General features: G+C 63.5%; 24 protein-coding genes and 1 riboswitch. Of the genes, 15 read left to right on the top strand and 9 right to left on the bottom strand.

Annotation, left to right across the window (positions count from 1 at the left end; all coding sequences use genetic code 11):
* Positions 1–7: 7 nt before the first annotated feature.
* Together LKD23_RS09120 and LKD23_RS09125 are read left to right on the top strand one after the other, a co-directional pair.
* Entirely contained in the window at positions 8–1,948 is a 1,941-nt protein-coding gene (locus LKD23_RS09120; RefSeq protein WP_227621379.1) for a DEAD/DEAH box helicase, read from the top strand.
* Complete coding sequence (locus tag LKD23_RS09125) at positions 1,948–2,787, top strand: putative RNA methyltransferase (protein ID WP_227621380.1); 840 nt, start codon at positions 1,948–1,950, stop codon at positions 2,785–2,787. The genes LKD23_RS09120 and LKD23_RS09125 overlap by 1 nt, the downstream gene beginning before the upstream one ends.
* Positions 2,788–2,861: 74 nt before the next feature.
* Here the strand turns inward: LKD23_RS09125 and LKD23_RS09130 are convergent, their stop codons facing one another.
* Positions 2,862–3,527, bottom strand: a complete 666-nt coding sequence (locus LKD23_RS09130; protein WP_227621381.1) for an ECF transporter S component — start codon at positions 3,525–3,527, stop codon at positions 2,862–2,864.
* 164 nt (positions 3,528–3,691) lie between these two features.
* Here LKD23_RS09130 and pdxR point away from each other — a divergent pair, with 164 nt between their 5' ends.
* On the top strand, positions 3,692–5,122 hold the full coding sequence (pdxR, locus tag LKD23_RS09135) for a MocR-like pyridoxine biosynthesis transcription factor PdxR (protein ID WP_227621382.1): 1,431 nt from the start codon (positions 3,692–3,694) through the stop codon (positions 5,120–5,122).
* Here pdxR and LKD23_RS09140 read toward each other — a convergent pair.
* Positions 5,029–5,940 carry a hypothetical protein gene (locus LKD23_RS09140; protein ID WP_227621383.1) on the bottom strand — a complete coding sequence of 304 codons (912 nt, stop codon included), beginning with the start codon at positions 5,938–5,940 and terminating at the stop codon, positions 5,029–5,031. The two genes, pdxR and LKD23_RS09140, sit on opposite strands and share 94 nt — an antisense overlap.
* 78 nt (positions 5,941–6,018) lie before the next feature.
* Between LKD23_RS09140 and LKD23_RS09145 the strand changes: the two genes are divergently transcribed.
* Together LKD23_RS09145 and LKD23_RS09150 are read left to right on the top strand one after the other, a co-directional pair.
* A complete protein-coding gene (locus LKD23_RS09145) occupies positions 6,019–6,315 on the top strand; it encodes a hypothetical protein (protein WP_227621384.1) in 297 nt (98 codons plus the stop codon).
* A 180-nt stretch (positions 6,316–6,495) separates the two neighbouring features.
* Positions 6,496–6,588, top strand: a riboswitch (glycine riboswitch).
* Between the two features lie 115 nt (positions 6,589–6,703).
* Positions 6,704–8,221 carry an alanine/glycine:cation symporter family protein gene (locus LKD23_RS09150; RefSeq protein ID WP_227621385.1) on the top strand — a complete coding sequence of 506 codons (1,518 nt, stop codon included), beginning with the start codon at positions 6,704–6,706 and terminating at the stop codon, positions 8,219–8,221.
* A gap of 49 nt (positions 8,222–8,270) precedes the next feature.
* Here the strand turns inward: LKD23_RS09150 and LKD23_RS09155 are convergent, their stop codons facing one another.
* On the bottom strand, positions 8,271–9,536 hold the full coding sequence (locus LKD23_RS09155) for an aminoacetone oxidase family FAD-binding enzyme (protein ID WP_227621386.1): 1,266 nt from the start codon (positions 9,534–9,536) through the stop codon (positions 8,271–8,273).
* A 182-nt stretch (positions 9,537–9,718) separates the two neighbouring features.
* On the opposite strand from LKD23_RS09155, the gene LKD23_RS09160 reads away from it, so the two are divergent.
* From LKD23_RS09160 to dnaJ, 6 genes are all read left to right on the top strand, one after another.
* Positions 9,719–10,261: a stage V sporulation T C-terminal domain-containing protein gene (locus tag LKD23_RS09160; RefSeq protein WP_227621387.1), complete on the top strand. Its 543-nt coding sequence runs from the start codon at positions 9,719–9,721 to the stop codon at positions 10,259–10,261.
* 231 nt (positions 10,262–10,492) lie between these two features.
* Positions 10,493–10,630 carry a hypothetical protein gene (locus tag LKD23_RS09165; protein ID WP_227621388.1) on the top strand — a complete coding sequence of 46 codons (138 nt, stop codon included), beginning with the start codon at positions 10,493–10,495 and terminating at the stop codon, positions 10,628–10,630.
* A 298-nt stretch (positions 10,631–10,928) separates the two neighbouring features.
* Entirely contained in the window at positions 10,929–12,002 is a 1,074-nt protein-coding gene (gene hrcA, locus LKD23_RS09170; RefSeq protein ID WP_227621389.1) for a heat-inducible transcriptional repressor HrcA, read from the top strand.
* Positions 11,999–12,625: a nucleotide exchange factor GrpE gene (locus LKD23_RS09175; protein ID WP_227621390.1), complete on the top strand. Its 627-nt coding sequence runs from the start codon at positions 11,999–12,001 to the stop codon at positions 12,623–12,625. Before hrcA ends, LKD23_RS09175 begins: the two co-directional genes overlap by 4 nt.
* A 94-nt stretch (positions 12,626–12,719) precedes the next feature.
* The gene (gene dnaK, locus LKD23_RS09180) at positions 12,720–14,549 is read left to right on the top strand and encodes a molecular chaperone DnaK (RefSeq protein WP_227621391.1); all 1,830 of its coding nucleotides are present in this window, start codon (positions 12,720–12,722) and stop codon (positions 14,547–14,549) included.
* Between the two features lie 184 nt (positions 14,550–14,733).
* Positions 14,734–15,906: a molecular chaperone DnaJ gene (gene dnaJ / locus LKD23_RS09185; protein ID WP_227621392.1), complete on the top strand. Its 1,173-nt coding sequence runs from the start codon at positions 14,734–14,736 to the stop codon at positions 15,904–15,906.
* A 78-nt stretch (positions 15,907–15,984) separates the two neighbouring features.
* Here dnaJ and LKD23_RS09190 read toward each other — a convergent pair whose 3' ends face one another.
* The 6 genes from LKD23_RS09190 to LKD23_RS09215 form a co-directional block, all read right to left on the bottom strand.
* Positions 15,985–16,311 (bottom strand): hypothetical protein, encoded by a 327-nt coding sequence (locus LKD23_RS09190; protein ID WP_227621393.1) that lies wholly within the window; start codon positions 16,309–16,311, stop codon positions 15,985–15,987.
* Positions 16,312–16,406: 95 nt separating this feature from the next.
* Positions 16,407–16,739: a hypothetical protein gene (locus LKD23_RS09195; protein WP_227621394.1), complete on the bottom strand. Its 333-nt coding sequence runs from the start codon at positions 16,737–16,739 to the stop codon at positions 16,407–16,409.
* Between the two features lie 199 nt (positions 16,740–16,938).
* Positions 16,939–18,117, bottom strand: coding sequence for a DHHW family protein (locus LKD23_RS09200; protein ID WP_227621395.1), 1,179 nt, complete (start codon positions 18,115–18,117; stop codon positions 16,939–16,941).
* Positions 18,118–18,132: 15 nt separating this feature from the next.
* Positions 18,133–19,551: an MBOAT family O-acyltransferase gene (locus LKD23_RS09205; RefSeq protein ID WP_227621396.1), complete on the bottom strand. Its 1,419-nt coding sequence runs from the start codon at positions 19,549–19,551 to the stop codon at positions 18,133–18,135.
* 126 nt (positions 19,552–19,677) lie between these two features.
* Positions 19,678–20,250 carry a DUF4358 domain-containing protein gene (locus tag LKD23_RS09210; protein WP_227621397.1) on the bottom strand — a complete coding sequence of 191 codons (573 nt, stop codon included), beginning with the start codon at positions 20,248–20,250 and terminating at the stop codon, positions 19,678–19,680.
* 144 nt (positions 20,251–20,394) lie between these two features.
* On the bottom strand, positions 20,395–21,288 hold the full coding sequence (locus LKD23_RS09215) for a M15 family metallopeptidase (RefSeq protein ID WP_227621398.1): 894 nt from the start codon (positions 21,286–21,288) through the stop codon (positions 20,395–20,397).
* Positions 21,289–21,363: 75 nt separating this feature from the next.
* On the opposite strand from LKD23_RS09215, the gene LKD23_RS09220 reads away from it, so the two are divergent.
* From LKD23_RS09220 to LKD23_RS09235, 4 genes are all read left to right on the top strand, one after another.
* A complete protein-coding gene (locus tag LKD23_RS09220) occupies positions 21,364–21,801 on the top strand; it encodes a SpoVA/SpoVAEb family sporulation membrane protein (RefSeq protein ID WP_227621399.1) in 438 nt (145 codons plus the stop codon).
* Between the two features lie 114 nt (positions 21,802–21,915).
* Entirely contained in the window at positions 21,916–22,941 is a 1,026-nt protein-coding gene (locus LKD23_RS09225) for a stage V sporulation protein AD (protein ID WP_227621400.1), read from the top strand.
* Complete coding sequence (locus tag LKD23_RS09230; RefSeq protein WP_227621401.1) at positions 22,938–23,294, top strand: SpoVA/SpoVAEb family sporulation membrane protein; 357 nt, start codon at positions 22,938–22,940, stop codon at positions 23,292–23,294. Before LKD23_RS09225 ends, LKD23_RS09230 begins: the two co-directional genes overlap by 4 nt.
* 107 nt (positions 23,295–23,401) lie before the next feature.
* A complete protein-coding gene (locus tag LKD23_RS09235) occupies positions 23,402–23,665 on the top strand; it encodes a peptidoglycan synthetase (RefSeq protein ID WP_227621402.1) in 264 nt (87 codons plus the stop codon).
* Positions 23,666–23,770: the final 105 nt, after the last annotated feature.

Here is a 23,770-nt window from a genome sequence, read left to right on the forward strand (position 1 = left end):
GAGTACCATGACTTTTAATGAACTGAATCTGTCCGCCCCCCTGCTCAAGGCTGTAAGCGAGGCGGGCTATGAGACCCCCTCGCCCATTCAGGCCTCGGCCATCCCGCCGGTGCTGGAAGGGCGGGACCTGATGGGCTGCGCCCAGACCGGCACCGGCAAGACCGCTGCCTTTGCGCTGCCCATGCTCGACCGCCTGAGCGGGGCAGCTCCCCGCAAAAAGGGCGCGATCCGCGCCCTCATCCTCACCCCGACCCGGGAGCTTGCGCTCCAGATCGGCGAGAGCTTCGCCGCCTACGGAAAGTATCTCAAGCTGCGCAGCACCGTCATTTTCGGCGGCGTGGGCCAGACCCCGCAGGTGGAAGCCATCAAGAAGGGCGTAGACATCCTCATCGCCTGCCCGGGCCGGCTGAACGATCTCATCGGGCAGGGCTATATCGACCTTGCCGACATCGAGATCTTCGTGCTGGATGAGGCCGACCGGATGCTGGACATGGGCTTTGTGCACGACGTGAAGAAGGTCATCGCAAAGCTGCCCGCAAAGCGCCAGAACCTGATGTTCAGCGCCACGATGCCCAAAGAGATCGAGCAGCTGGCCGCAGGCATCCTCCACGACCCCGCCTTCGTCAAGGTGGATCCCGTGTCCAGCACAGTGGAGCGGATCGACCAGAGCCTGTATTTCGTCGAGAAGGGCAACAAGAAGCTCCTGCTCCCTTGGCTCATCAAGAATCTGGAGCCGCCGGTGCAGAACGCGCTGGTGTTCAGCCGCACCAAGCACGGCGCAGATAAGATCGCCCGCGACCTCACCAAGCAGGGCATCACCGCCGCCGCCATCCACGGCAACAAGAGCCAGAGCGCCCGTGTGGCCGCGCTGGAGGGCTTCAAGGAGGGCAAGACCAAGGTGCTGGTAGCCACGGACATTGCCGCCCGGGGCATCGACATCAGCGAGCTTTCCCATGTGTTCAACTACGACCTGCCCGAGGTGCCGGAGACCTACGTCCACCGCATCGGCCGCACCGCCCGCGCAGGCGCAGACGGCACGGCCGTGAGCTTCTGTGCCCCCGAGGAGATGGAGTATCTGGCCGGGATCGAGAAGCTCAACCGCCGGAAGATCCCGGTGGTGTCCGGCCATCCGTGGGACGGCGTGCCCGCCCCCGTAAAAGCCGCCCCGCCGGTGCGGGGCCGCAAGCCCAAGGCCGACCAGCCTGCCCCGGAGCAGGCCGAGGCCCCCAAGGCGGCAGCCGCCGCCAAGCCCGCTGCACCCGAGAAAAAGGGCGCGGCCAAGCTTTCTGCGGCAAAAAAGCAGAAAGCCCCCAAAATCGAAGCAAAAGAGGAACAGCTCATGGATGAGAACAACAAGCGCACTCCCGGCGGACGCGACAACAACCGCCGTAACAATAACAACCGGCCCCGCCGCGAGGGCAGCGCCCCTGCACAGGGCGCAGGCCGCGGCAGCAACGCTCAGCCGAAATTCGACCCCCACTTTGTGAGCGCTCCGGAGGCGACCCCCCTCCGCTCCGCCAAAAAGAACGCCGCCGCGCCCGCTGCCCCGGCCCAGAACATCCCCACCGCGATGCAGAGCCGCCAGCCCGCCCCGCGCGGCGAGAACAATGGCCGCAATGGCGCAGGCCGCAGCCCTCGCAATGAGCGGAACGCCCGCCCGGCCCAGCCTGCCCAGCAGAACAATGCCCGCAGCGAGGGCCGGAACAGCCGCCGCAATGACCGCAGCGAGCAGGGCAGCGCAGGCCGTGCGCCCCGCGCCCCCAGAGCCGAGCAGCCCGGCCGGAACAACGGCCGCAGCCGCAGCAACGCGCCGGGAAAAGACGAAGACCCGGGCCTTATGCTCATCAGCCGCCGCCCGCCGCAGCAGAAGTTCACCAGCTTTGAGGAGTATATGAACGCCCACGGCGGCGCGACGGCCCCCATCGAGGACCACAGCGAGGAAGTGTGATGGCAGAGGGATTCGCTCCGTGGTGCTGCCCGCTGTGCGGCGCACCGCTTGCCGGGGAGAATGCGCTGAAATGCCCCTCCGGCCACAGCTTCGACCGGGCAAAAGAGGGCTACTGGCATCTGCTGCCGGTGCAGAACACCCGCACGAAAGCCCCCGGCGACAGCAAAGAGATGGTAGCCGCCCGCCGCGCGTTCCTGAGCGCGGGCTACTATGGCATCTTCGGGCAGGCGCTGGGGGAGCTGTGCCTCGCGTACGGCCAGCCCGCCGCAAACGGGCCGCTCCGCCTGCTGGACGCGGGCTGCGGCGAGGGCTGGTATGACCGCTGCATCGCCCGGCAGTTCGGGGAGGCAGGCCGTCCGCTGGAATTGGCAGGCTTCGACATCGCAAAGCCTGCAGTGCGTCTGGCCGCAAAGGCCCTGCCCTCGGCCCGGTACGCCGTGGCGTCCAGCTTCCATCAGCCGGTGCGCACGGGATGGGCCGATGTCCTGCTCAACTGCTTTTCGCCCTTCGCGCAGGAGGAGTTTCTCCGGGTGCTGCGCCCGGGCGGGCGGCTCATCTATGCCGTGCCCGGCCCGGAGCACCTCTTCCAGATGAAGGCCGTCCTCTACGAAAAGCCCTACAAAAATCCGGTGCAGGAAGTGGAATATCCGGGCTTTGAGGCCGTCGGGGAGCGGGAAGTGTCCGGCCGCATCACGGTGTCGGCCGGGCAGCTGGAAGCCCTCTTCGCCATGACGCCCTACTACTGGAAAACGCCTCGGGACGGTGCAGCCCGCCTCGCGGCGCTGCCGGAGCTGACCACCGAAATCTCGTTCCGGTTCCTCGTATTTGAAAAGAAATAAACGAAAAAGGCATCTGTCCGCAGGGGCAGATGCCTTTTTCGCTTTATGAGTACATCAGACAGGGATGGAGTTGGTTACTTGTTTTCCGCCTTCTTCTCGGCCTTGGGCAGAAGGTTCGCACGCTCCAGCGCCGGGCGCAGGGCCAGATAGAGGAGAACGACGCAGACGGTGGAGGCCACGCTGTTGACGAAGGTGACGCCGCCGGTGATCTTGGTCAGGGCCTTGGCGATGGTGTAATCCTGACCGAAGATATATACATTGCGGAAGTAGCCGAGGATCGGGTCGGTAAAGACGTTCAGCAGCAGGCCGGAGGCAGCGGCGGCGGTCACTTTGACGAGATAGCCGGGGGCGTGCTTATCCAGCTCGCGGAGCTTGAAGACCTTGTGGGCCACTGCGCCGCAGGTGATGCCGATGAGGAACTTCAGGATGAAGGTGGTGACGGCATAGCCCGGGTCGCCGGCGAGGATGTCGGCCAGAGCCAGACCGATGGCACCGGCCAGACCGCCGGATACGCCGTCCAGCAACAGGGCGGTCAGGGCCGTGAAGGTATTGCCCAGATGGAACGAGGAGCCGCCGTAGAAGGGCACCCGGAAGAATAAGTAGGCCACGAGGCTCAGAGCGGCCATGACGCCGGTGAGTGCCAGCTCGTGGACGGTGAAGGTGCGCTTGTAGAGCACACTTGCAAAGACGATCACGATGACAACGACTGCCAGAAGCAGCCACATTGCAGTGGTAGACATGATTTTTCCCTCCCATTTTACGAAAAACCCACAAAACCGATTGACTTTTTTGGTTCTTGCGGGTATGCTCCTATTATACGCAAAACTGGCCCTGTGCAAATACCCAGAACAAAGATTTTTTATGGGGTCAGTTTGGCACACTGGCTGAAAAGGAGGGGCTTTTTATGGTCCATTTGACGACAGCGCTGGACGCGGCATCCGATGTGCCGCTTTATGAGCAGCTCTACCGCAGCCTCGCCGCCGAGATGCGGACGGGGGCTGTCCCGGCGGGGACGCGGATGCCCGGCAAGCGGCGTCTGGCGGCAGAGCTTTCCGTCTCGGTGAACACGGTGGACGCGGCCTATCAGATGCTGGCAGCGGAGGGCTATCTGGAGGCGCGGGAGCGGAGCGGCTTTTATGTACAGGAGTATCTGGCTCTGCCCGAGAGCGCCGCGCCCGCCGCGCCGCCGAAGGCTGAGGCTGTACCGAAACAGCGGCCCATCCGCTATGACCTCTCCACCCGGGGCGTGGACCCGGGGCTGTTCCCCTTCCGGACGTGGGCGCGGCTGCAAAAGGAGCTGCTGTATTCGTCGCCCGAGCTGCTGACCCACGGCGACGCGCAGGGCGACCTTGCGCTGCGGCAGGCGCTGGCGGGCTACCTCGAAGAGTACCGGGGCGTCCGGTGCGGTGCGCACCAGATCGTCGTGGGAGCGGGCCTTGAGTACCTGCTGGGGCTGCTGGCCCCGCTTCTGCCCGGGCCGGCGGCGGTGGAGAATCCCGGCTATCCCCGCGCAAAGCAGGTGCTGGAAAACAACGGCGTGGCCTGCTGCTGCCTGCCGGTGGACGAGGATGGACTTTCCATCCGGGCGCTGTCGGACTCCGGCGCGGCGGTCTGCTACGTCACCCCCAGCCATCAGTTCCCCACAGGCGTCACCATGCCGGCCGGACGCCGGGCCGAGCTGCTCCACTGGGCCGCCCGCTGCCCGGGCCGGCGGTATATCATCGAGGACGACTACGACTCCGAGTTCCGCTTCGACACCCGCCCGCTGCCCAGCCTGCAGGGGATGGCCGGGGCCGACGGGCCGGTGGTCTACCTCTCCACCTGCTCCCGCAGCCTCGCGCCCAGCATCCGCATCGCCTACATGGTGCTGCCCGAGCAGCTTCTGCCCGCGTGGCACGCGAAGTATCGGCTCTACTCCGGCACCGTGAGCCGCTTCGAGCAGCAGACGCTGGCCCGCTTCATCACCGGAGGCTACTTCACCCGCCACTTGGCCCGGGAGCGGGTGGCCTACAAGGCCCGGCGGGACGCCCTGACGGCGGCGCTGCAGGAGGCCTTCGCGCCCGAGGAGCTGCATCTGACGGGGCTGCACACCGGCCTGCATCTGCTGGCCGAGCTGCGGGACCCGCCCCCGGATGACGCCCTCCGGGCCGCCGCCGAGGCCGAGGGCGTCCGGCTCAGCCTCCTGAGCGATTACGACCTTACCGGCGGCGGAGCCGCTCCGGTCGGCACGCTGGTGCTGGGCTATGGCTCGCTGGCGGACGAGAGCTGCCCGTCGGTGGGAGAGACGTTGAAGAGGGCCTGCACGGCGGCGCGGGAGTCCTCGGTAAGGGTGTAACGCCCGGCGTCGGCATCCCAATCCCCGGGCAGCGCCCCCGCATGGACGGAGGCTGTGCGGTCGGCGAGAAATTCCAGCGTATCCTCTAAGATGAGCAGGTCCTGCGCCGTCAGGTCGGTGAGCAGGCTCGGGCTGTGGGTGCGCAGGGCGTCGGGCAGGGTGGCGGGCAGAAGCTCCAGCTCCTGCCGGAAGAAGGCGTCCCACACCGCCGCCCGGGCGGCTGCTTTGTGGGCCGGAGGGACGACGCCCTCCATCCCGCTGAGCAGCGCTTCCGCCTCCCGGGCTGAAAGGGCCTGCACATTGGCGCTGCAGCCGGTGCGGGCCAGCTCGTCGGCGGTCAGCGCGCCCGAAAAGCCCACCCGGAGCGCCCCGTACCGGTCAGCGATGGCCTGTAAGACCGAGGGCGCAAGGGCGAGGTAGTGGGTGTCCTCAGGCAGGGCGAGGGCAGAGAGCAGTGCTTCCCGGCAGCGGGCCGGGCCTGCCGCCCGGTAGCAGTCGGCGAGGGCGGCTTCGTCCGTCCCGAAGGGGACGGTCAGCTCCCCGGGCAGGGCCAGCGCATGGATGCAGTTCTGGCTGGCGCTGAGGTAGAGCAGCAGGAAGCCGGGGGCTGTCGTCTCGGTGGGGGCGGTGCAGACCAGCAGGCTCAGGCGGTTTTCCTCCTTGGGCTGTCGGATGGCCACGCCGCTCTGAGGGCGGGAGGCCAGCTTTGTCCGCAGAGTGCGGCGGGTGAGCAGGATGGTCCCGCCCACCAGAGGTACCAGCACCAGCAGCCCTGCCAGCAGCGCGGCCCAGAAGGGCCTCCAACCTTTTGCGTTCATTCCTCTGCCTCCCTGCAAAAAACTGCATAAAGCATGGCCGGGCGGGGGAAGCTTTATGCAGAAAAGGAGGGAAACGCTATGAAATTCGATGATACCCCCAGCAAGGAAGAGCGGGAGGACTTCTGGCTCGACCTCGGCCCCGCCAGTGCCTACGAGGGGCTGGACTGCTGCGAAACCGCACGCCGTGACGGCGACGCCAGCCCGGACGGCCTCGCCCACGGCTTTGAGGGCGCGGAAGGCCCGGAAGACCTCGTGCCCCCGCCCGATGACGACCCGGACGGTGAGCCGGTGCCCCACCTGCCGCCCCAGCTGAAGGCTGAGGAGTGGCTGGACGCACTGGGCAGCCCCGACGATGTGCCGCCCATCGACCGATAAAGACAAGAGAAAGTCATACCAAAATAAAATTCACCTTCCGGAATAAAAGATGAAACCGGAGCGTAAAATGCGGTGAAAGGCTTGCCAAGAAGCCGAAAATATGATAAAGTTTTTCTACTGTGCACAGCTGTGCATAAAGGGAGAACGAAATCACAAGATGTGCCGCCCGGTGCGCCGGGTGTGCCGCACTCTGGAGAAGCCCGCAGAAAGCGGGTGCCGAAGGTGTAAGGCCGAATGGGCCGATCTCTCAGGCAGAAGGACAGAGCAAACGTCTTTTGCGCAGGAAGCATATCCTGCGCGGAGTCATACGCTGCGTTTTTTGCGGGCAGAGCCTTTGGGAAAGAGGTTCTGCCCGCATTTTGTTTGGGATATTTGGAGGAGGATTCCTATGGTAGACATCGTCACGCGGATCAACAACGTGGTCAACGGCTTCGTCTGGGGGCCGTTCGGTCTGGCGCTGCTGTTCTGCACCGGCCTCTGGCTCAGCATCCGCACCGGTTTTTTCCAGTTCCGGAGGATGGGCTACTGGCTCCGGCACACCATCGGCGCCATCTTTACCAATAAGGACGTCACCGCCCACACCAGCAAGGAGGACATGGCCATCAGCCAGTTCCAGAGTATGTGCACGGCGCTGGCGGGCACCATCGGCACCGGCAACATCGTGGGCGTGGCCACGGCCATCGTCTCGGGAGGCCCGGGGGCCATCTTCTGGATGTGGGTCATGGCGCTGCTGGGCATGATGACCAGCTTCGCCGAGAACGTGCTGGGCGTCTACTACCGCCGCAAGAACGAGAAGGGCGAGTGGTCCGGCGGCGCGATGTACTACCTTACCGACGGTCTGGGCGCAAAGCCCGGCTGTAAGACGGTGGGCAGGGTGCTGGCCGTCCTGTTCGCCTGCTTCTGCATCCTTGCCTCCTTCGGCATCGGCAACATGAGCCAAATCAACTCCATCGCGGGCAACATGAACGCCGCGTTCCATCTGCCCTACCTTGCCACCGGCCTTGCGCTGATGGTGGTCACGGCCCTCATCGTCATCGGCGGACTCAAGCGGGTGGCCGCTGTCACCGAGAAGCTGGTGCCCCTGATGGCCCTGTTCTACATCGCGGGCGCGTTCATCATCGTGGTCATGCACGCAGGCAATATCCCGGCGGCGCTGGCGGCGATCTTCCGGGGCGCATTCAATCTGAACGCCGCAGGCGGCGGCGCGCTGGGCTACGGCATCAGCCAGACCATCACATGGGGCTTCAAGCGGGGCGCGTTCTCCAACGAAGCCGGACTCGGCTCTGCGGTCATGGTCAACTCGGCCTCCAACGTCAAAGAACCGGTGCATCAGGGAATGTGGGGCGTGTTCGAGGTCTTTGCCGACACCATCGTGGTCTGCACCCTGACGGCCCTCGTCATCCTGACCACCGGCGTGGTAGACCTCGAGAGCGGCGCTGTCCTTGCGGGAGTGCAGGACAATGCACTGGTGGGGCAGGCCTTCACGGCGGCGTTCGGCAGCTTCGGCCCCAAGTTCATCGCGGTGTCCATCCTGCTGTTTGCCTACTCCACCACCCTCGGCTGGAGCCATTACGGCACCAAGGCCGTCGAGTACCTCTTCGGCACGGCAGGCAGCCGTATCTACAAGGTCGTCTTTGTGGGGATGACCGTCGTGGGTGCGACCATGAAGCTGGGCCTTGCGTGGGACCTCTCCGACACCTTCAACGGCCTGATGATGATCCCGAACCTCATCGGTGTGCTGGCGCTGTCCGGCACTGTGGTGGACATCACCAAGAACTACTTCGCCCGCCGCGTCCGGGGCGAGGACATCGAGCCGATGTGGTCGGCCTTTGCGGAGTATCAGAAGGAAGAAGAGGCGGAAGCTGCCGCCGAGGCCGCAGAGCTGGAGAAAGCGGCGAACGAATAACGCAGAAAACAAGACCCCGGAGAAATGCCCTCCGGGGTCTTGTGCTGCTTCAGGTCTTTTTCTTTTTCCGGGGGGCAGGGGCGGGGCGGCGCTTCGCCGCCGACCGGCCGGCGAGGATGCCGCTGCCGAAGGCCCAGTGGAGGTTGTAGCCGCCGCAGCTGCCCGCGCAGTCCAGCGTCTCGCCCACGAAGTAAAGGCCCGGACAGCCCTTGAACTGGAAGTCGTCCTCCACCTCGTCCAGCAGCAGTCCGCCGCCGGTCGTCTGGGCCTGCTTCCAGCCGCAGGGGGTCAGCCCCTCGAACCGCCAGCACTTGGCCGCGGCGGCGAGCTTCGGCCACGCCGAAGCGGGCAGGGCGCGGGCGTCTTCGGGCAGCCCGGCGTCGGCCCAGAGGGCGCGGCCCAGCTTCGCGGGCAGAAGCCCCAGCCAGAACTCCGCTGCGCCGCCCAGAAGCCCGGCCCGCCGGGCGAAGAGGGCGGACAGCTCCGCCTCGCTCAGGGCGGGGAAGAGGTCGAGGGCTACGACGGGCTGCTTCGGGCCGCGGCCCGGGGCCAGCAGGCCCGACAGCTGCATGATGCAGATGCCGGAGAGTCCGTAATCGGTGAACTGCACCTCGCCCATTTCCCGGGCAAGCATCCGGCCATCGGTGCCGTCCAACAGGCTGGCGCAGCCCTTGGCCCGGATGCCGGCCAGCGACTTGCGGGGGCGGGCGCACTGTAAGGCCGTCAGGCAGGGGTAGAGGGGGGCCATCCGCCCGCCGCACTGGGCGGCGAACCGGGTGCCGAAGCCGTCGGTGCCAAACTGCGGCCCGGCTTCGCCGCCCATGGCGCAGATGACGGCATCGGCCCGCAGGCTTTCGCGGCCCGCTTCGGTCTCGAACTGGAGGTCGTAGCCGCCCCGGCTCTGGCTCAGGCTCCGGACGGTGCAGCCGGTGCGAAGCTCGACGCCAAGCGCGGCCAGATGGTGTTCCAGCAGGGCCAGCACGTCTGCCGCCTGATTGGAGTAGGGGTACACCCGCCCGGCCTCGTCGGTGCGGGGATAGAGGCCGAGGCCCTCGAACCACGCCAGCGGCGCGGCCTCGTTCACGGCGTCCAGCAGGCGGCGCAGGGCCTTGGGGCTGCTGGTGAAATACCGCTCGGGCGAGATGTCCCGGTTGTCGAGGTTGCAGCGCCCGTTGCCGGTGGCCAGAAGCTTTTTGCCCACCTTTGCGTTTCTGTCCAGTACGGTGATGTGGGCGCTGCCCTTGGCGGTCTGCGCTGCCGCCAGCGCAGCGGCCAGACCCGCTGCGCCGCCGCCTAAAACAAGGATATGCTGCATCCTCTGTCCATCCTTTCCAAGAAGCCGTGTTCAGAAGCAAACCAGCTTCTGAGATGAGTTCATTGTATCATAGCTGCTCCGGTTTGGCAAACAGAGGGCGGGTAGGTGTATATTTCCCTCTCGTTTCCACATAATAACTGTACCGCATCCGAAAGCAAAGAATGGGAAGGAAGGTACACCAGATGAAAGCAACCGGAATCGTCCGCCGCATCGATGAGCTGGGCCGGGTGGTCATCCCGAAGGAGATCCGCCGCACCCAGCGCATCCGCCGCGGCGACCCCCTCGAGATCTTCACCACCGGCGAGGGCGAGGTCATCTTCAAGAAGTATTCCCCGGTGGGGGAGCTGCACGGGGTGGCGGTGCAGTATGTGGAGGTGCTGAGCCGAAGCTTTGCCCTTACGGCCTTCGTGGCCGACCGCGACCGCATCCTCGCCGCCGCAGGGGCAGGCCGGCGCGACCTTGCCGACCGCAGTGTCAGCCAGCCGCTGGAACGGGTGATGGAGTCCCGCAAGCCCTACCTCAGCGAGGGCGACCCGGAGCACGTCCTGCTGCCCTGTGAGGGTTCGCTGCGGCCTCTGCTCTGTGCGTGGCCCATCATCGCGGCGGGGGATGTCACCGGGGTCGTCGGGCTGCTGGCCGAGGACCGCGCCCAGCAGCCTGACCCCGCCCAGCAGAAGGCCGTGGCCGTGGCGGCAGCATTTCTGGCAAAGCAGATGGAGGAATGAGGCTATAAAAGCATAAAAAGCGCGTGAAACCTTGTGTTCACGCGCTTTTTATGGTATCCTTTGGATGCTGCCTCTGGCAGCGAGGCGCTGTCTGCAAATGCAGGTGGTCAAGCTTCCTTACCCTGACGATTTGTTTTACTCTTTGGAGCGAAACAGGCGTCCGGGAATGGACCTTTTTTGTTAGCAAAAACCTTTCCCGGAGCCGTCTGTTGGTGAAGGGAGGGATGTGTCATGTCTCTGACAGAAACCTTTGCGCTGCTGGCGGTCATCATCAGCTTGCTGGTGCTGCTCGTCGATGCCGTCCACGTGACTTTCGAGATCACTTGGAAGATTTCTCATGAGGACAGAGAACATAACAAAAAAGATTGACCGCCTAAGTTCCCACACTCTGTCAGTCAATCTTTTTTGACATACGGGTAAGGAGCTGGCCATGTTGCAGACAGCGCCTTTTCTATAAATAAGTATAGCCGCCCTGCCGGGCGTTGTCAAGCGGGAAGCTCTCTTTATACCGGAAAGGGGGCCTCCCGCTGGTTTTATGACAGAATTATGAATCTTTATAAACTTTTTCGAGAAGCTATTGACAGGGAAAAAATTTTGGCTATAATGGTCTTAGCACTCAGGAAGATGGAGTGCTAAAGAAACAAAAGCCAAGAAGGAGGCAGGCGCTATGACGATGGATGCACGCAAGCAGCGAGTCTTGCAGGCGATCGTGGCGCTGTATGGCCTCGAGGGCGAGCCTGTGGGCAGCAGTGTGCTGGCAAACTATTTTGATATGGCCGTGTCCAGCGCCACGCTGCGCAACGAAATGGCGGCGCTGACCAAGCTGGGTCTGCTGGAGCAGCCCCACACCAGCGCGGGCCGTGTCCCCAGTGCCAAGGGCTACCGTTATTATCTCGATAATCTGCTGACCGACGACCAGCCGCTGGACCGCGTGACCCGCGCCCGGGTGGAGGCCGTCTTCGCCAGCCTTGACCATGAGCCGGAAAAGCTGGCACAGGGTGCCGCCAAGGCGCTGGCCGCCATCAGCGGCTGCACCGCCGCGGTCAGCACCCCCTGCGCCGAAGACCTCTGCGTCGCCCACTACGAAGTCGTTCAGGTGGGCCGCAGCGCGGCGGCTGTGCTGGCCGTCACGACGGCAGGCTACGTCCGCACCCGTGTGGCGCGGGTCCGCACCGGGCTTTCCCGGGAGAATGCCGCTGCGCTGGCCGCGCTGCTCAACCGCAACCTGACCTTCGTTGCGCCGGTGGATCTTTCGAGCCGGCTGCTCGCCGAGCTGTGCAGCCAGATCGACCCGGAGCTTGTGCCGGTCATCAGCGCCGCAGCCGCGATTTTGCAGGACTCCGCACAGCCCCATGTATTCTTGGGCGGTGAGCAGCACCTGCTGGACTGGCCTCAGCTGGAGGGCAGGGTGGGCGACATCCTCACCTTGCTGAACGACGAGGAGCAGGCCGCCCACATCATCGCACCCCCGGCAGAGCGCAGTGAGAGCGTGCTGCTGGGCGAGGATCTGGAGCCTCAGATCCCCGGCCTGTGCATCGTCAGCGACCGCTACCTTGTGGGCGGCGGGCTGTGGGGCACGGTGGCCCTCATCGGGCCGACCCGGATGCCCTTCCAGAAGCTGATGCCGCTGCTCCACCTCTTCGCCGATGAGCTTGGCGAGGGTATGAGCGGCAAACGAAAAGACACCCCGCAGATGGCCGCACCCCGGCGGACTGTGATATATAAGGAGGATCTGGAATGAGCGAAGAGACGAAGAAGACGGCAGAAGCTCCCGAGCAGGAAGCGAAGGAGACCGAAGCCGCACCTCAGGAAGCGCCCGAGACCGCCGCAGCCCCCGAGCAGGAGGCCGAGGCAGAACCGGCAGACGCCAAGAAGAAAGATGGCTGGTTCAACAAGAAGGCCCGCGAGATGGACGCCGTGAAGGCGAAGCTCGACGCGGCCGAGAAGAATGCCGCACAGGCGAAAGACCAGCTGCTGCGGATGGCAGCGGAGTACGAGAACTACCGCAAGCGCTCCACCCGCGAGGCTGACCAGAAGTTCAACGATGGTGTGTCCTTTGCCGTGAATCAGATCATCCCCATCCTTGACACGCTGGAGATGGCGGCCAACGCTCCCACCACCGACGAGAATTACAAGAAGGGCGTCATCATGACGCTGGATAAGGCTGCCAAGGCGCTGGATGCCCTCCATGTGGAGGAGATCGAGGCGCTGGGCAAGCCCTTCGACCCCAACATCATGAACGCCGTCCAGCAGATCCCCGCCCCGGACGGGCAGGAGAGCGGCACCGTCATCACGGTGTACCAGAAGGGCTACAAGCTGGGCGACAAGATCGTCCGCCACGCGACCGTCGTGGTGGCCGAGTGACATCGCAGAGACCCGCAAGGGTTTTGAAGATAAGACATCCGCTTCACACATCGAGCATGAGATAAACAAGTTCTTTTGAGAGGAGACTTCATTTATGAGCAAAATCATTGGTATTGACCTTGGTACTACGAATAGCTGCGTGGCTGTCATGGAGGGCGGCGAGCCTGTCGTCATCGCAAACTCTGAGGGCGCACGCACCACCCCGTCTGTTGTTGGCTTCACCAAGACCGGCGACCGTCTGGTCGGTCAGGTCGCAAAGCGTCAGGCCATCACCAACCCCGAGAACACCGTGTCCTCCATCAAGCGTCAGATGGGCACCGACCACAAGGTGACCCTGAACGGCAAGGAGTACACCCCCCAGCAGATCAGCGCGATGATCCTGCAGAAGCTGAAGGCTGACGCCGAGGCTTATCTGGGCGAGCCTGTCACCGAGGCTGTCATCACCGTTCCTGCCTACTTTAACGACAGCCAGCGTCAGGCCACCAAGGACGCAGGCACCATCGCCGGCCTGAACGTCAAGCGTATCATCAACGAGCCGACCGCCGCTTCTCTGGCCTACGGCATCGATAAGGAAGATGACCAGAAGATCATGGTCTACGATCTGGGCGGCGGCACCTTCGATGTCTCCATCATCGAGATGGGCGACGGCGTTACCGAAGTTCTGGCCACCAACGGCGATACCCATCTGGGCGGCGACGACTTCGACCAGCGCATCATCGACTGGATGGCAGACGCCTTCCAGACCGAGAACGGCATCGACCTGCGCAAGGATAAGATGGCCGCACAGCGCCTGAAGGAGGCTGCCGAGAAGGCAAAGATCGAGCTGTCCAGCGCAATGAGCACCCAGATCAACCTGCCCTTCATCACCGCCGACGCTACCGGCCCCAAGCACCTCGACATGACCCTGACCCGCGCAAAGTTCAATGAGCTGACTGCGGATCTGGTCGATCGCACCATGACCCCTGTCCGCAAGGCTCTGCAGGATGCAGGCCTGCGCGCATCGGATCTGAAGAAGGTCCTGATGGTCGGCGGCTCCACCCGTATCCCCGCCGTCTACGATGCAGTCAAGAAAGAGCTGAACTGCGAGCCGTTCAAGGGCATCAACCCCGATGAGTGCGTGGCTGTCGGTGCTGCCATTCAGGGCGGCGTCCTGCAGGGCGACGTCAAGGGTCTGCTGCTGCTGGATGTCACTCCTCTGAGCCTCGGCATCGAGACTCTGGGCGGCGTCTGCACCAAGATCATCGAGCGCAACACCACCATCCCCACCCACAAGAGTCAGGTCTTCTCGACTGCTGCGGACAACCAGCCCTCGGTTGAGATCAACGTCCTGCAGGGCGAGCGTGAGTTCGCACGGGACAACAAGAGCCTCGGCGTCTTCCATCTGGACGGCATCGCTCCGGCTCCCCGCGGCGTGCCTCAGATCGAAGTCACCTTCGATATTGATGCAAACGGCATCGTGAAGGTCAGCGCAAAGGATTTGGGCACCGGCAAGGAGCAGAACATCACCATCACTGCTTCGACCAATATGTCCAAGGACGACATCGACAAGGCTGTGAAGGAAGCAGAGCAGTTTGCTGCCGACGATAAGAAGAAGCGCGAGGAAGTGGACATCCGCAACGGTGCCGACCAGATGGTCTTCCAGACGGAGAAGATGCTGAAGGAGAACGGCGACAAGATGCCCGCCGACGTCAAGAGCGAGGCTGAGGCAAAGCTGGCCGAGCTGAAGACCGCTGTCCAGTCCGGTTCCATCGACGACATCAAGGCAAAGCAGGACGCTCTGAGCCATGTCTTTGAGAAGATGTATCAGGCTGCCGCTGCTGCCCAGCAGGCCGCAGGCGCACAGCCCGGCCCCGACGCTGGCGCAAACGACCAGCAGAAGCCGAACGATGACGGCGTTGTGGACGCAGATTTCAAGGAAGTCTGATCTGAGACACAGCAGTGTGTGCCCGGCCAAACCGGCGGACGCACGCGTAGAATAGCAAAAGCCGCTCCGGTTTTGCCGGGGCGGCTCTTGCTGGTTATAGAGGACCTCTCAGTCTCGCTGCACGGGAAACAGCAGCGCGCTGCTGGAACAGGGAGGTTGCTGCTACATGAGAGGTGATTGGATTATGGCACAGGAGAAACGCGATTACTACGAAGTGCTGGGTGTATCCAAGACGGCTACCGATGCGGAGATCAAGAAGGCTTACCGCAAGCTGGCCATGAAGTACCACCCGGACTACAACCCCGGCGACAAGGAAGCCGAGGAAAAGTTCAAGGAGATCAACGAGGCAAACGAGGTGCTCTCCGATGAGAAGAAGCGCCAGCTCTACGACCAGTACGGCTTTGCCGGAGTTGACCCCAACTATGCGGCCCAGAACGGCGGCGGCCCGGGCGGCTTCGGCGGCGGTTTCGGCGGCGACGGTGTGGACTTGGGCGACATCTTCGGCGACATCTTTGGCGGCGGTTTCGGCGGCTTTGGCGGCTCGGCCCGCTCCGCGAACCCCAACGCCCCTCGCAAGGGTCAGGACATCCGGGTGCGCATCACCCTGAGCTTTGACGAGGCGGTGCATGGCTGCAAGAAGAACATCACCATCACCCGTCAGCAGGAGTGCACCGAGTGCCACGGCAGCGGCTGCGCTGCCGGCAGCAGCCCTGAGACCTGCCCCGACTGCGGCGGCAGAGGCTTCGTCATCCGTCAGCAGCGCACGCCCTTCGGTGTCATGCAGACCCAGCAGCCCTGCTCCCGCTGCGGCGGCAAGGGCAAGCTGGTCAAGAACCCCTGCAAGAGCTGCCACGGCAGCGGCAAGACCGCAGCAAAGAAGACGCTGGAGGTGTCCATCCCCATGGGCATCGACGACGATCAGAGCTTTGCACTGCGGGGCATGGGCGACGCCGGTGCCAACGGCGGCCCCGCCGGTGACGTCATCGTGATGGTCACGGTCCGTCCCAGCGAGGTGTTCCAGCGCGACGGCTACGATGTCTACGTCATCGTCCCCATCACCTACAGTCAGGCGGTTCTGGGCGACAGCATCACCGTGCCCTCGATCGACGGCAAGGTGGAGGTCACTGTGCCCGAGGGTACCCAGAGCGGCACCACCTTCCGCCTGCGGGGCAAGGGCATCCAGTACCTGAATGGCCGGGGCCGGGGTGATATGTACGTCAGGTGCGAGGTCGAGATCCCCAAGAAGCTCAGCAAGACCCAGCGCGACGCTCTGAAGAAGTTCGAGGGCACTCTGAAAGAAGAGAATTACGAAAAGCGCAAGGGCTTCTTCAAGAAGCTGAAGGATATGTTCCAGTAAAACGTAAAAAGAGGGCGGGTGCCCTTCCCGATGGGGAAGGGCACCCGCCTTTGTTGTTCTTTGGAGTCTCCTGACTTATCAGCTGAAGATGACAAGTGCGTTGATCAAGAGGCCGACGCCCGTGAAGCAGCTGGACACCGTCCAGAAGGTGCAGCCGAGGCCGTAGAATGCATTGGCGACGCTCTTATCCATATAACGGGTCAGAGCATCCGGGCCAGTGCTGGTCCAGTCCTTCGGATGAGACTTCCGATAGTCGCGCACACCGGCGACACCGGCGAACCATCCGTAGAACGGGATAAAAACAGCAGCAGCTGCCTGAACGATGTTGGCACCACCAGAGGTATAGGTCATTTCCTCTTCGTTCATCACGCAATAGGAAGCGGGAAGCATCATGATGTTTTCCATAGTAGCACTCCTTTACGAACAATATCCCAAAACGATGCACGGTGCATCGTTTTTTCAAGAGAGAGGCGAAGCTTACGGAACGCCGCGGGGGAAGCTTACAGGATGAGCAGGATGGCGCTCAGGGGGGCAAGAGCGATGACCGTACCGGCGGCCACCGTGTCACGCAGGAAGTTGGAGGGGGACTTGGACATATCCTCACTGAGGGCGTCGGACGCACGGCCCAGCACGGTGAAGAGGTTGCCCTTGCGGTTGCTGGAAACACTGAGCCAATCCTTGGCCTGCGAGATGCCCCAGACATAGCTGGAAGCCAGAACAGCGACGCCCACGACGGTGACGACACCGCCCACAGCGCTGCCGCCGGAGGTGTAGGTCATCTCATCTTCGGAAAGGGCGGTATAACCAGCGGGAAGCTCCATATATTTCTTCATAGGTGAAACACTCCTTTTGTATCAGCAGGCGGTACACCGCCTGAATTTCCCTCAGACAGAACCATATTCTCTGTCAGCATCATTCTACTACAAGGCCGTGTTTTGTGCAAGTGTTTTGGCTAGAAACGACAAAAACCCGGGAAAATGCATGAAAAACAGCCCTGAAGTTTGTGGAAAAGCACTGCAATAATTCCCAGCGTCAGCCTGCGGCACCAGCCCGGTAGAGGTAGGGGTCGCTCTTGAAGCTGTCGAAGCTGTAGAGCACGAGGATCTGGTCATAGCCGTTGTCCGCGATGAGCTGGTCGAGGCCGTAGTTGTAGTTGCGGAAGTCCACCACGTCGATGTCGGCATAGTTGGCCGTCAGGTAGGGCACGAAGCAGTTGGCGTAGCTGTCCTTGATGACCAAAATTCGACCGCGCCCGGTGCCGTCGCCCTTGATGCGGCTCAGGCCGTTGTTGCCGTGGAGGAACATGGCGTACTTGTCGTAGACGGAAAGCTTGTCCGTGTCGTAGAGGCCGGTGGTCTCGCCCTCGGCGGGCTGGCCCGGGGCGGTGACGGTGTAGATGGTCAGGGCGTTGGGCAGGTCGTAGTAGGTGATGGTGTCCGGCTCGGCGTCGGGCGTCCGGGCCTTGGAGTAGTGGGTGCCGTAGAAGCCCTCTGCCGTCCGGGCTGTATGGGCCGAGGGGTCAAAGGGCGTAAGGCCCAGTGCGGTGCAGAGCTGCTGGTAGGCGTAGTATGCGCCGGTGCTCGTCCAGTGGTGGTCGGTGCGGTAGTAGATATATTCGCCCTTGTGGTCGGCGAGGGTCTGCCGCACGTCCACAAACCGGCCTCCGGCGGTCTGCACGGCCTCCGAGAGAGCGTCGAGATAACGGTCCTCGTCCAGCAGGGGAGCGCCTGCGGGGACATTCTCAGGGTAGACAGCGGACGCCGCAGGCACCAGCATCACATTGACGAGGCCCGGGTACCGCTGGCAGAGGGCTTCAAGGGCGGCTGTATTCTTGGGCAGGGTGCGCGTCTCGCTGGAGACCAGACCGTAGGTGCGGGGGAACATCATATGCTCTTTGCCCAGCAGGATGCCGCCGCTCTGCTCCTTCTGCATCACCTTGGTCTCTACGGTGCTCTGGAGGGCGACCCAGTTGTCGCGGCCCGCCACCTGATCCTTGACGTACTTGGTGTAGGCCGTGAAGAACTTGTTCAGGCCGTCTGCCGAGAAGCTGGACAGGCTGGGCCGCTGGGAGAGGGTGGTGTTTTCCAGCTCACTATAGGCCCTGTCCGGGGTGACGAGGTCGAGGGCGAACAGCCCCACGAAAAACAGGCTGAATGCGAGCAGCACCGGGTAACGGAAGATGGAAGCAGAGCGCTTCGAATGTTTCGCCATCGTTTGCGCCTCCTCTTAGAAGTTGAAATACAGGAACGGGCTGTTGGTGCTGCCCACGACATAGGCCATCGAGATGGTCAGGAGGGCCAGAATGGTCAGCGCCTTGGTGACGGCATGGCGGGAAAGCCGGTCCCACAGCTTTTCGATGAGCGGGGTGCAGCAGAGGACAGAGACCGCCAGCAGCACGCCGTAGTTGCGCAGGAAGTAAAGGGGCATCACGCCGCCGGAGGGGATAAAGAGCTTTTGGAACAGCAGCCCGAACTCCACGCCCGCGTCGTTGCCCACGAACATGGCCCAGCCCACCACCACGAGGAAGAGGGTGTAGAGATGGGGCCAGACCCTGCCCTTCTTCAGATAGGGCAGCAGGAAGAGCTTTTCCAGAGCCAGCAGCACGAAATAGTATAAGCCCCAGCAGATGAAGTTCCAGTTCGCGCCGTGCCAGATGCCCGTGAGCAGCTCGACGACGAAGAGGTTGAAGATCTGACGCCGGAGGCCCTTCCGGTTGCCGCCGAGGGGGATATAGACATACTCCCGGAACCAGCCCGAGAGGGTCATGTGCCAGCGCCGCCAGAACTCGGTGATGGAGGCGGAGATATAAGGGTAGTTGAAGTTCTGGGGAAAGTCGAAGCCCAGCATCTTGCCCATGCCGATGCCCATCATGGAGTAGCCGGAAAAGTCGAAATAGAGCTGTAAGGAGTAGGCGATGACGCCCAGCCAGACCAGCGGAGTGGAGGCGTTGGCAAGGCCCACGAAGGAGACGGAGGGGCTGTCCGCTACCCCGATGATGTCGGTCCAGAGGGCGCCGACGGCGTCGGCCAGCAGGACTTTCTTCGCCAGACCGAAGGTGAAGAAGGTCATGCCCTCCTCGATCTGCTTTAAGTTATAGCGGCCTTTGTAGACGTGGAGGCGGTCGGAGACGTCCCGGTACTTGACGATGGGGCCTGCGATGAGCTGGGGGAACATGACGACGTAAGCGCCGAAGTCGATGATGTTGTGCTCGGTCTTTACGTCCCGGCGGTAGACGTCGATGGTGTAGGAGAGGGTCTGGAAGGTGTAGAAGCTGATGCCCAGCGGCAGCACGCTGATGCCCGGGATGGACGCAAAGCTGGTGCCGAAGAGGGCGTTGAGGCTGCTGAGCACAAAGTTTGCATACTTGAAGTAGAAGAGCATCCCGAGGCTGCCCGCCAGTGCGATGAGCAGCAGAACGAGGCGGGCCGTCCGGTTCCGGTCGAAGCGCTCAAGCCCGAGTCCGCAGAGGTAGTTGATAAGGATGAGAGCCAGCATGACCGGGAAAAACCGCACCTCGCCCCAGCAGTAGAACACGAGGCTGCACAGGAAGAGGACGGTGTTTTTGAGCTTCGGGGGCGCGAGGTAATAGAGCGCCAGCGTGATGGGCAGAAAGCGCAGCAGAAAGATGATGGTGCTGAAGACCACGGCGTCAGTCTCCTTTCGGACTTTCCCCGGTGGGGGGAGCGGACAGCGCCGGGAGGCGCTGCGTGAGAGGTTTTACCAAAGCGAAAAAGGCCGATGCCGCTGCGGCACCGGCCCGGAAGCGCTTCTTTACTTGCCCAGAACGCCGTTGACGGCGCTGGTCAGGTCGGCAGAGCAGCCGTTGGAGGCGATGACCATCACCACGAGGTCGTCGCTGCCGTCGATGATGGCATTCTCCACGTTGGACTGTGCCTCCGCGAACTCGGCGTAGTTGCCGTAGAAGGCCACCTGATCCTGCTGGTAGGTCTTGAGGGTGTCCATGACATCCTGTGCCTTGCCTGCGGCGGGCTGGATGGCCAGCACGAGGCCGGCGTCGCCGTTGTCGTTGCTCTTGATGCCCTTGTAGCTGGTGACATCGTCGGCCTTCAGGCCGAAGTCGTACTCGATGTTCATGGCCGTGATCTCAAACTGGTTGGAGATGGGGTTCGTTTCCAGCAGGGCGTCCACGGCAGAGGCCACGGCGTCGGAAGCGCCGTTCTCCTCGGCGGAGACGGAAGCAGCAGGCTCAGAGGCGCTCTGGCTGGCAGCCCCGGAGGAGGCCGCAGAGGATGCAGAGGAGGCAGAGCCGCCACAGCCTGTCAGCAGGACACAGCCCGCAGCCAGCGCAGCAGCAGAAAGGACGAGTTTCAGACGAATATTCATAGAAGATTTCCCTCTTTTGTCGTTAAATTTCCAAGGCCCGGCCGCACCGAAAAGCGTCGGCCCAAGACCCTTATCAGTCTATCATAACGAGGTTCGGATTGCAAACGAACTGCAAGATTTTTAACCTTTTCTTCACCGGTCGGGTCAGCCTTCGGCCGCGATGTCCCGCAGCGTCTGGATATACTCCTCGAAGCAGAGGCCGCTGGCGTTGATCCGGGCCGCATTTTCGACGCCGACATACCGCCAGTGCCACGGCTCGTAGATGATCTCGGTCTTGTCCTCGGCGTCCTTCGGGTAGCGGAGGATGAAGCCGTAGTCCCCGGCGTGTGCACAGAGCCAGCGGAAAGCGGCGGTGTTCTCGAAGCCTTCGTCCAGCCCGGTGTGCTCGGGGCTGTTCAGGTCGGCGGCGAGGCCGCAGTTGTGCTCGGAGTAGCCCGGAGGGTTGACGACGGCTGCGGCCTTTTCCTTGGCAGCGGCGTTGTCATAGCCCTTGTTGAGGTAGTACTGGGTCTTTTTCTCGTAGAGGCTGGTCTGGTACTTGACGCTGCGGTAGCCGCTCTGCATCCAGACGGTGACGCCGTCGGCGGCTGCGGCCTTCTGCATGGCGAGGAAGGCGTCGCAGGCCGCCGTCTGGAGAGTCTTGTTCACGGCGGTGGCAGAGCCGCACTCCTTGGTGTCAAAGGTGTAGTCGTCCGGCATCTTGTTGGTGTGGTTCACCAGCACCATCAGCGGGTCGGCCAGCAGGGCGCGGGCCTCGTCGGCGGTGAGGCCGAGGGCGTTGGAGGGGGCGGTGTTCTCGGGGACGCTGGACGCTGCGGCCTCCTGCGGGGCGCTCTGCGCCGGGAGAGGGGCCGCAGACGCCGCCGAGGCGCTGGGGATGGCGGCGCGGCGGGTGAGCAGGAAGGAGACGCCGCCCGCGGCGACGCAGAGCATCAGAGTAAGCCCGGCCACCCGGCGGATGGCACGTCTGCGCCTGCGGCGGCGCAGCTCAGCGCGGGTGAGGCGTCGGCGCTGAGGATGAGGAGTGGAGGGATTCATAAAAGACCTTCTTTCCGGTTGGGTGTGTATATTTTTCCACAGGGGAGGACATCCTATTCCCGGGAGGCGAACAGGATGAAAATGTCGGCTGAGGAATACGGGCGCAGGGTGCGCCGGGTCGGCCCGCCCTCGCCGCTGGGCAGAGACTGCCTTTGGGCGTTCTGCGTGGGCGGCGGCATCTGCCTGCTGGGCGAGGTGCTGCGGGGGTGGTATCTGACCATGGGGCTGGACAAAGAACTGGCCGGCACCCTCACCAGCTGCACGCTGGTGGTGCTGTCGGCCCTGCTGACGACGCTGGGCCTCTACCAGAAGCTGGCCGCGAAGGCGGGCGCGGGCACCCTCGTGCCCATCACAGGCTTCGCCAACGCAGTGGTCAGTGCGGCCATCGAGTTCAAGACCGAGGGCCGGGTGCTGGGCACCGGCGCGAAGATGTTCCTCATCGCCGGGCCGGTCATCGTCTACGGCACGCTGGCGGCGGTGCTCTACGGCAGCGTCTGCTGGCTGCTTGGATAAAACAGCTCTCTGTCCAGAATACGCAGGAGAGGGTGCGAAAATTGCATCCGCCTGCCGAAACCCCAGTATACCACAAAAAGCGGATAAAATCAGCCCCATAAAGGAGGAAACTGTATGGCCGCACGCCGCGGAGATACCCTTTTGTTCCAGACGCCGCCCGTCGTGGCGGCGCATGCGGCCATCGGCGGCAAAAAGGAGGGCGAAGGCCCCCTCGCCGCCTGCTTCGATGCGCTGAGTGCCGACAACTTCTTCGGCCAGTCCAGCTGGGAAGCCGCCGAAAAGGAGCTGGCCCTGCAAACGGCGCGGCTCTGCCTTAAAAAGGCCCAGACGACCCCCGAAAAGGTAAGCCTCGTGCTGGCGGGGGACTTGCAGGCCCAGTGCACCGCATCCAGTTACGCCATGCGGGAGCTGGGCATCCCCTTCGCGGGCCTGTTCGGCGCGTGCAGCACGATGGCCGAGGCGCTGGGCCTCGGCGCGGCGCTGTGCAGCGCCGGGATGGCCGACGGCCTGCTGGCCATGACGTCCAGCCATTTCTGCGCGGCAGAACGCCAGTTCCGCACGCCGCTGAGCTACGGTGCGGTGCGGACGCCCACGGCCCAGTGGACGGCCACGGCGGCGGGAGCCTGCCTGCTGCGGCCTGCGGGCGAGGGGGTGCAGCTCTGTGCCGTCACCTTCGGGCGGGTGCAGGACTATAAGATAAAAGACATCAACAACATGGGCGCGGCCATGGCCCCTGCGGCCGCAGCCACCCTTCTGCACTATCTGAAGGACACCGGCAGCGCTCCGGAGGACTTTGACCGCATCTACACCGGTGACCTCGGCCATGTGGGGAGCCAGCTCCTCCGCGACCTGCTGGCGGCGGAGGGACTGCTGCTCAAGAACCATGTGGACTGCGGCTGCATCCTCTACGATGCCACCGAGCAGACCGTGAAGAGCGGCGGCTCCGGGCCGGGCTGCAGCGCCTCCGTCCTCTGCGGGCATATCCTGCCCCGCCTCAAGCGGGGGACGCAGAAGCGGGCGCTCTTTATCGCCACCGGCGCACTGATGAGCCAGACGACCTTTTTGCAGAAGGAGAGCATCCCGGCCATCGCCCATCTTGTGGAGCTGCGCAGCCCGCAGCAGAAGGAGGAAAACGGATGAATTACTTCTGGGCCTTCGTGGTGGGCGGCGGCATCTGCGTCATCGGCCAGCTGCTCATCGACCTCACCGGCCTGACCCCGGCCCGCATCCTGACGGGCTATGTGGTGGCGGGCGTCATCCTTTCGGCGGTGGGGTGGTATGGGCCGCTGGCGGAGTTCGCGGGCTGTGGGGCCACCGTGCCCCTGCTGGGGTTCGGGCATCTGCTGGCCAAGGGGGTGCGGACAGCCATCGAGGAGGAGGGGGCCATCGGCATCCTCACCGGGGGGTTGACGGCTGCGGCTGCGGGCATCACGACGAGCCTTATATGCGGGGTGGTGTGCTCGTGGGTGGGGAAGAGCCATGACCAGAACTAGAAAAGCATCCCGGTCTCGCGCCGGGATGTTTTTCTGTGCGTGGCGGGCCGTTTCGGCTCATTTTTCGTCCGGGGTGCGTTATATTGGGGTCAAAGGAGGCAGGAAGCATGAAACAGGAAACACAATGGACGACAATCTTCTGGGAGGGCTGGACAGCGCAGGCGCTCTGCGCGGCGGCGGTGTTCTGGCCCGGCAGCGCGGCGCTGCGATACCCGGCGGTGCTCTGGCCGGGGCTGGCCCTCGCGGTGGCAGTCCCCGCCGTCTGGGCCGGGTGGTGGATGCTGGCCCAAAGGCCGAAGCCGCTGCCGGAGGAGGAAGTGATGGAAAAGCAGGGGAAGATACATATCGTCACAGAGGAGGTTTTTCTTTAAGTGGGTGCGCGCGCTAGTGGCGCGGGGTTAGAGCGCGGTTACGCGGGGTTAAGTTCTCTTTTGCGTGCCAAAAGAGAACCAGAAAAGCACCCGCTACTTTCGAGG

Origin of the sequence: Faecalibacterium butyricigenerans (assembly GCF_020687345.1) — a bacterium.
In the GTDB taxonomy this organism is placed as follows: Bacteria; Bacillota; Clostridia; order Oscillospirales; family Ruminococcaceae; genus Faecalibacterium; species Faecalibacterium butyricigenerans.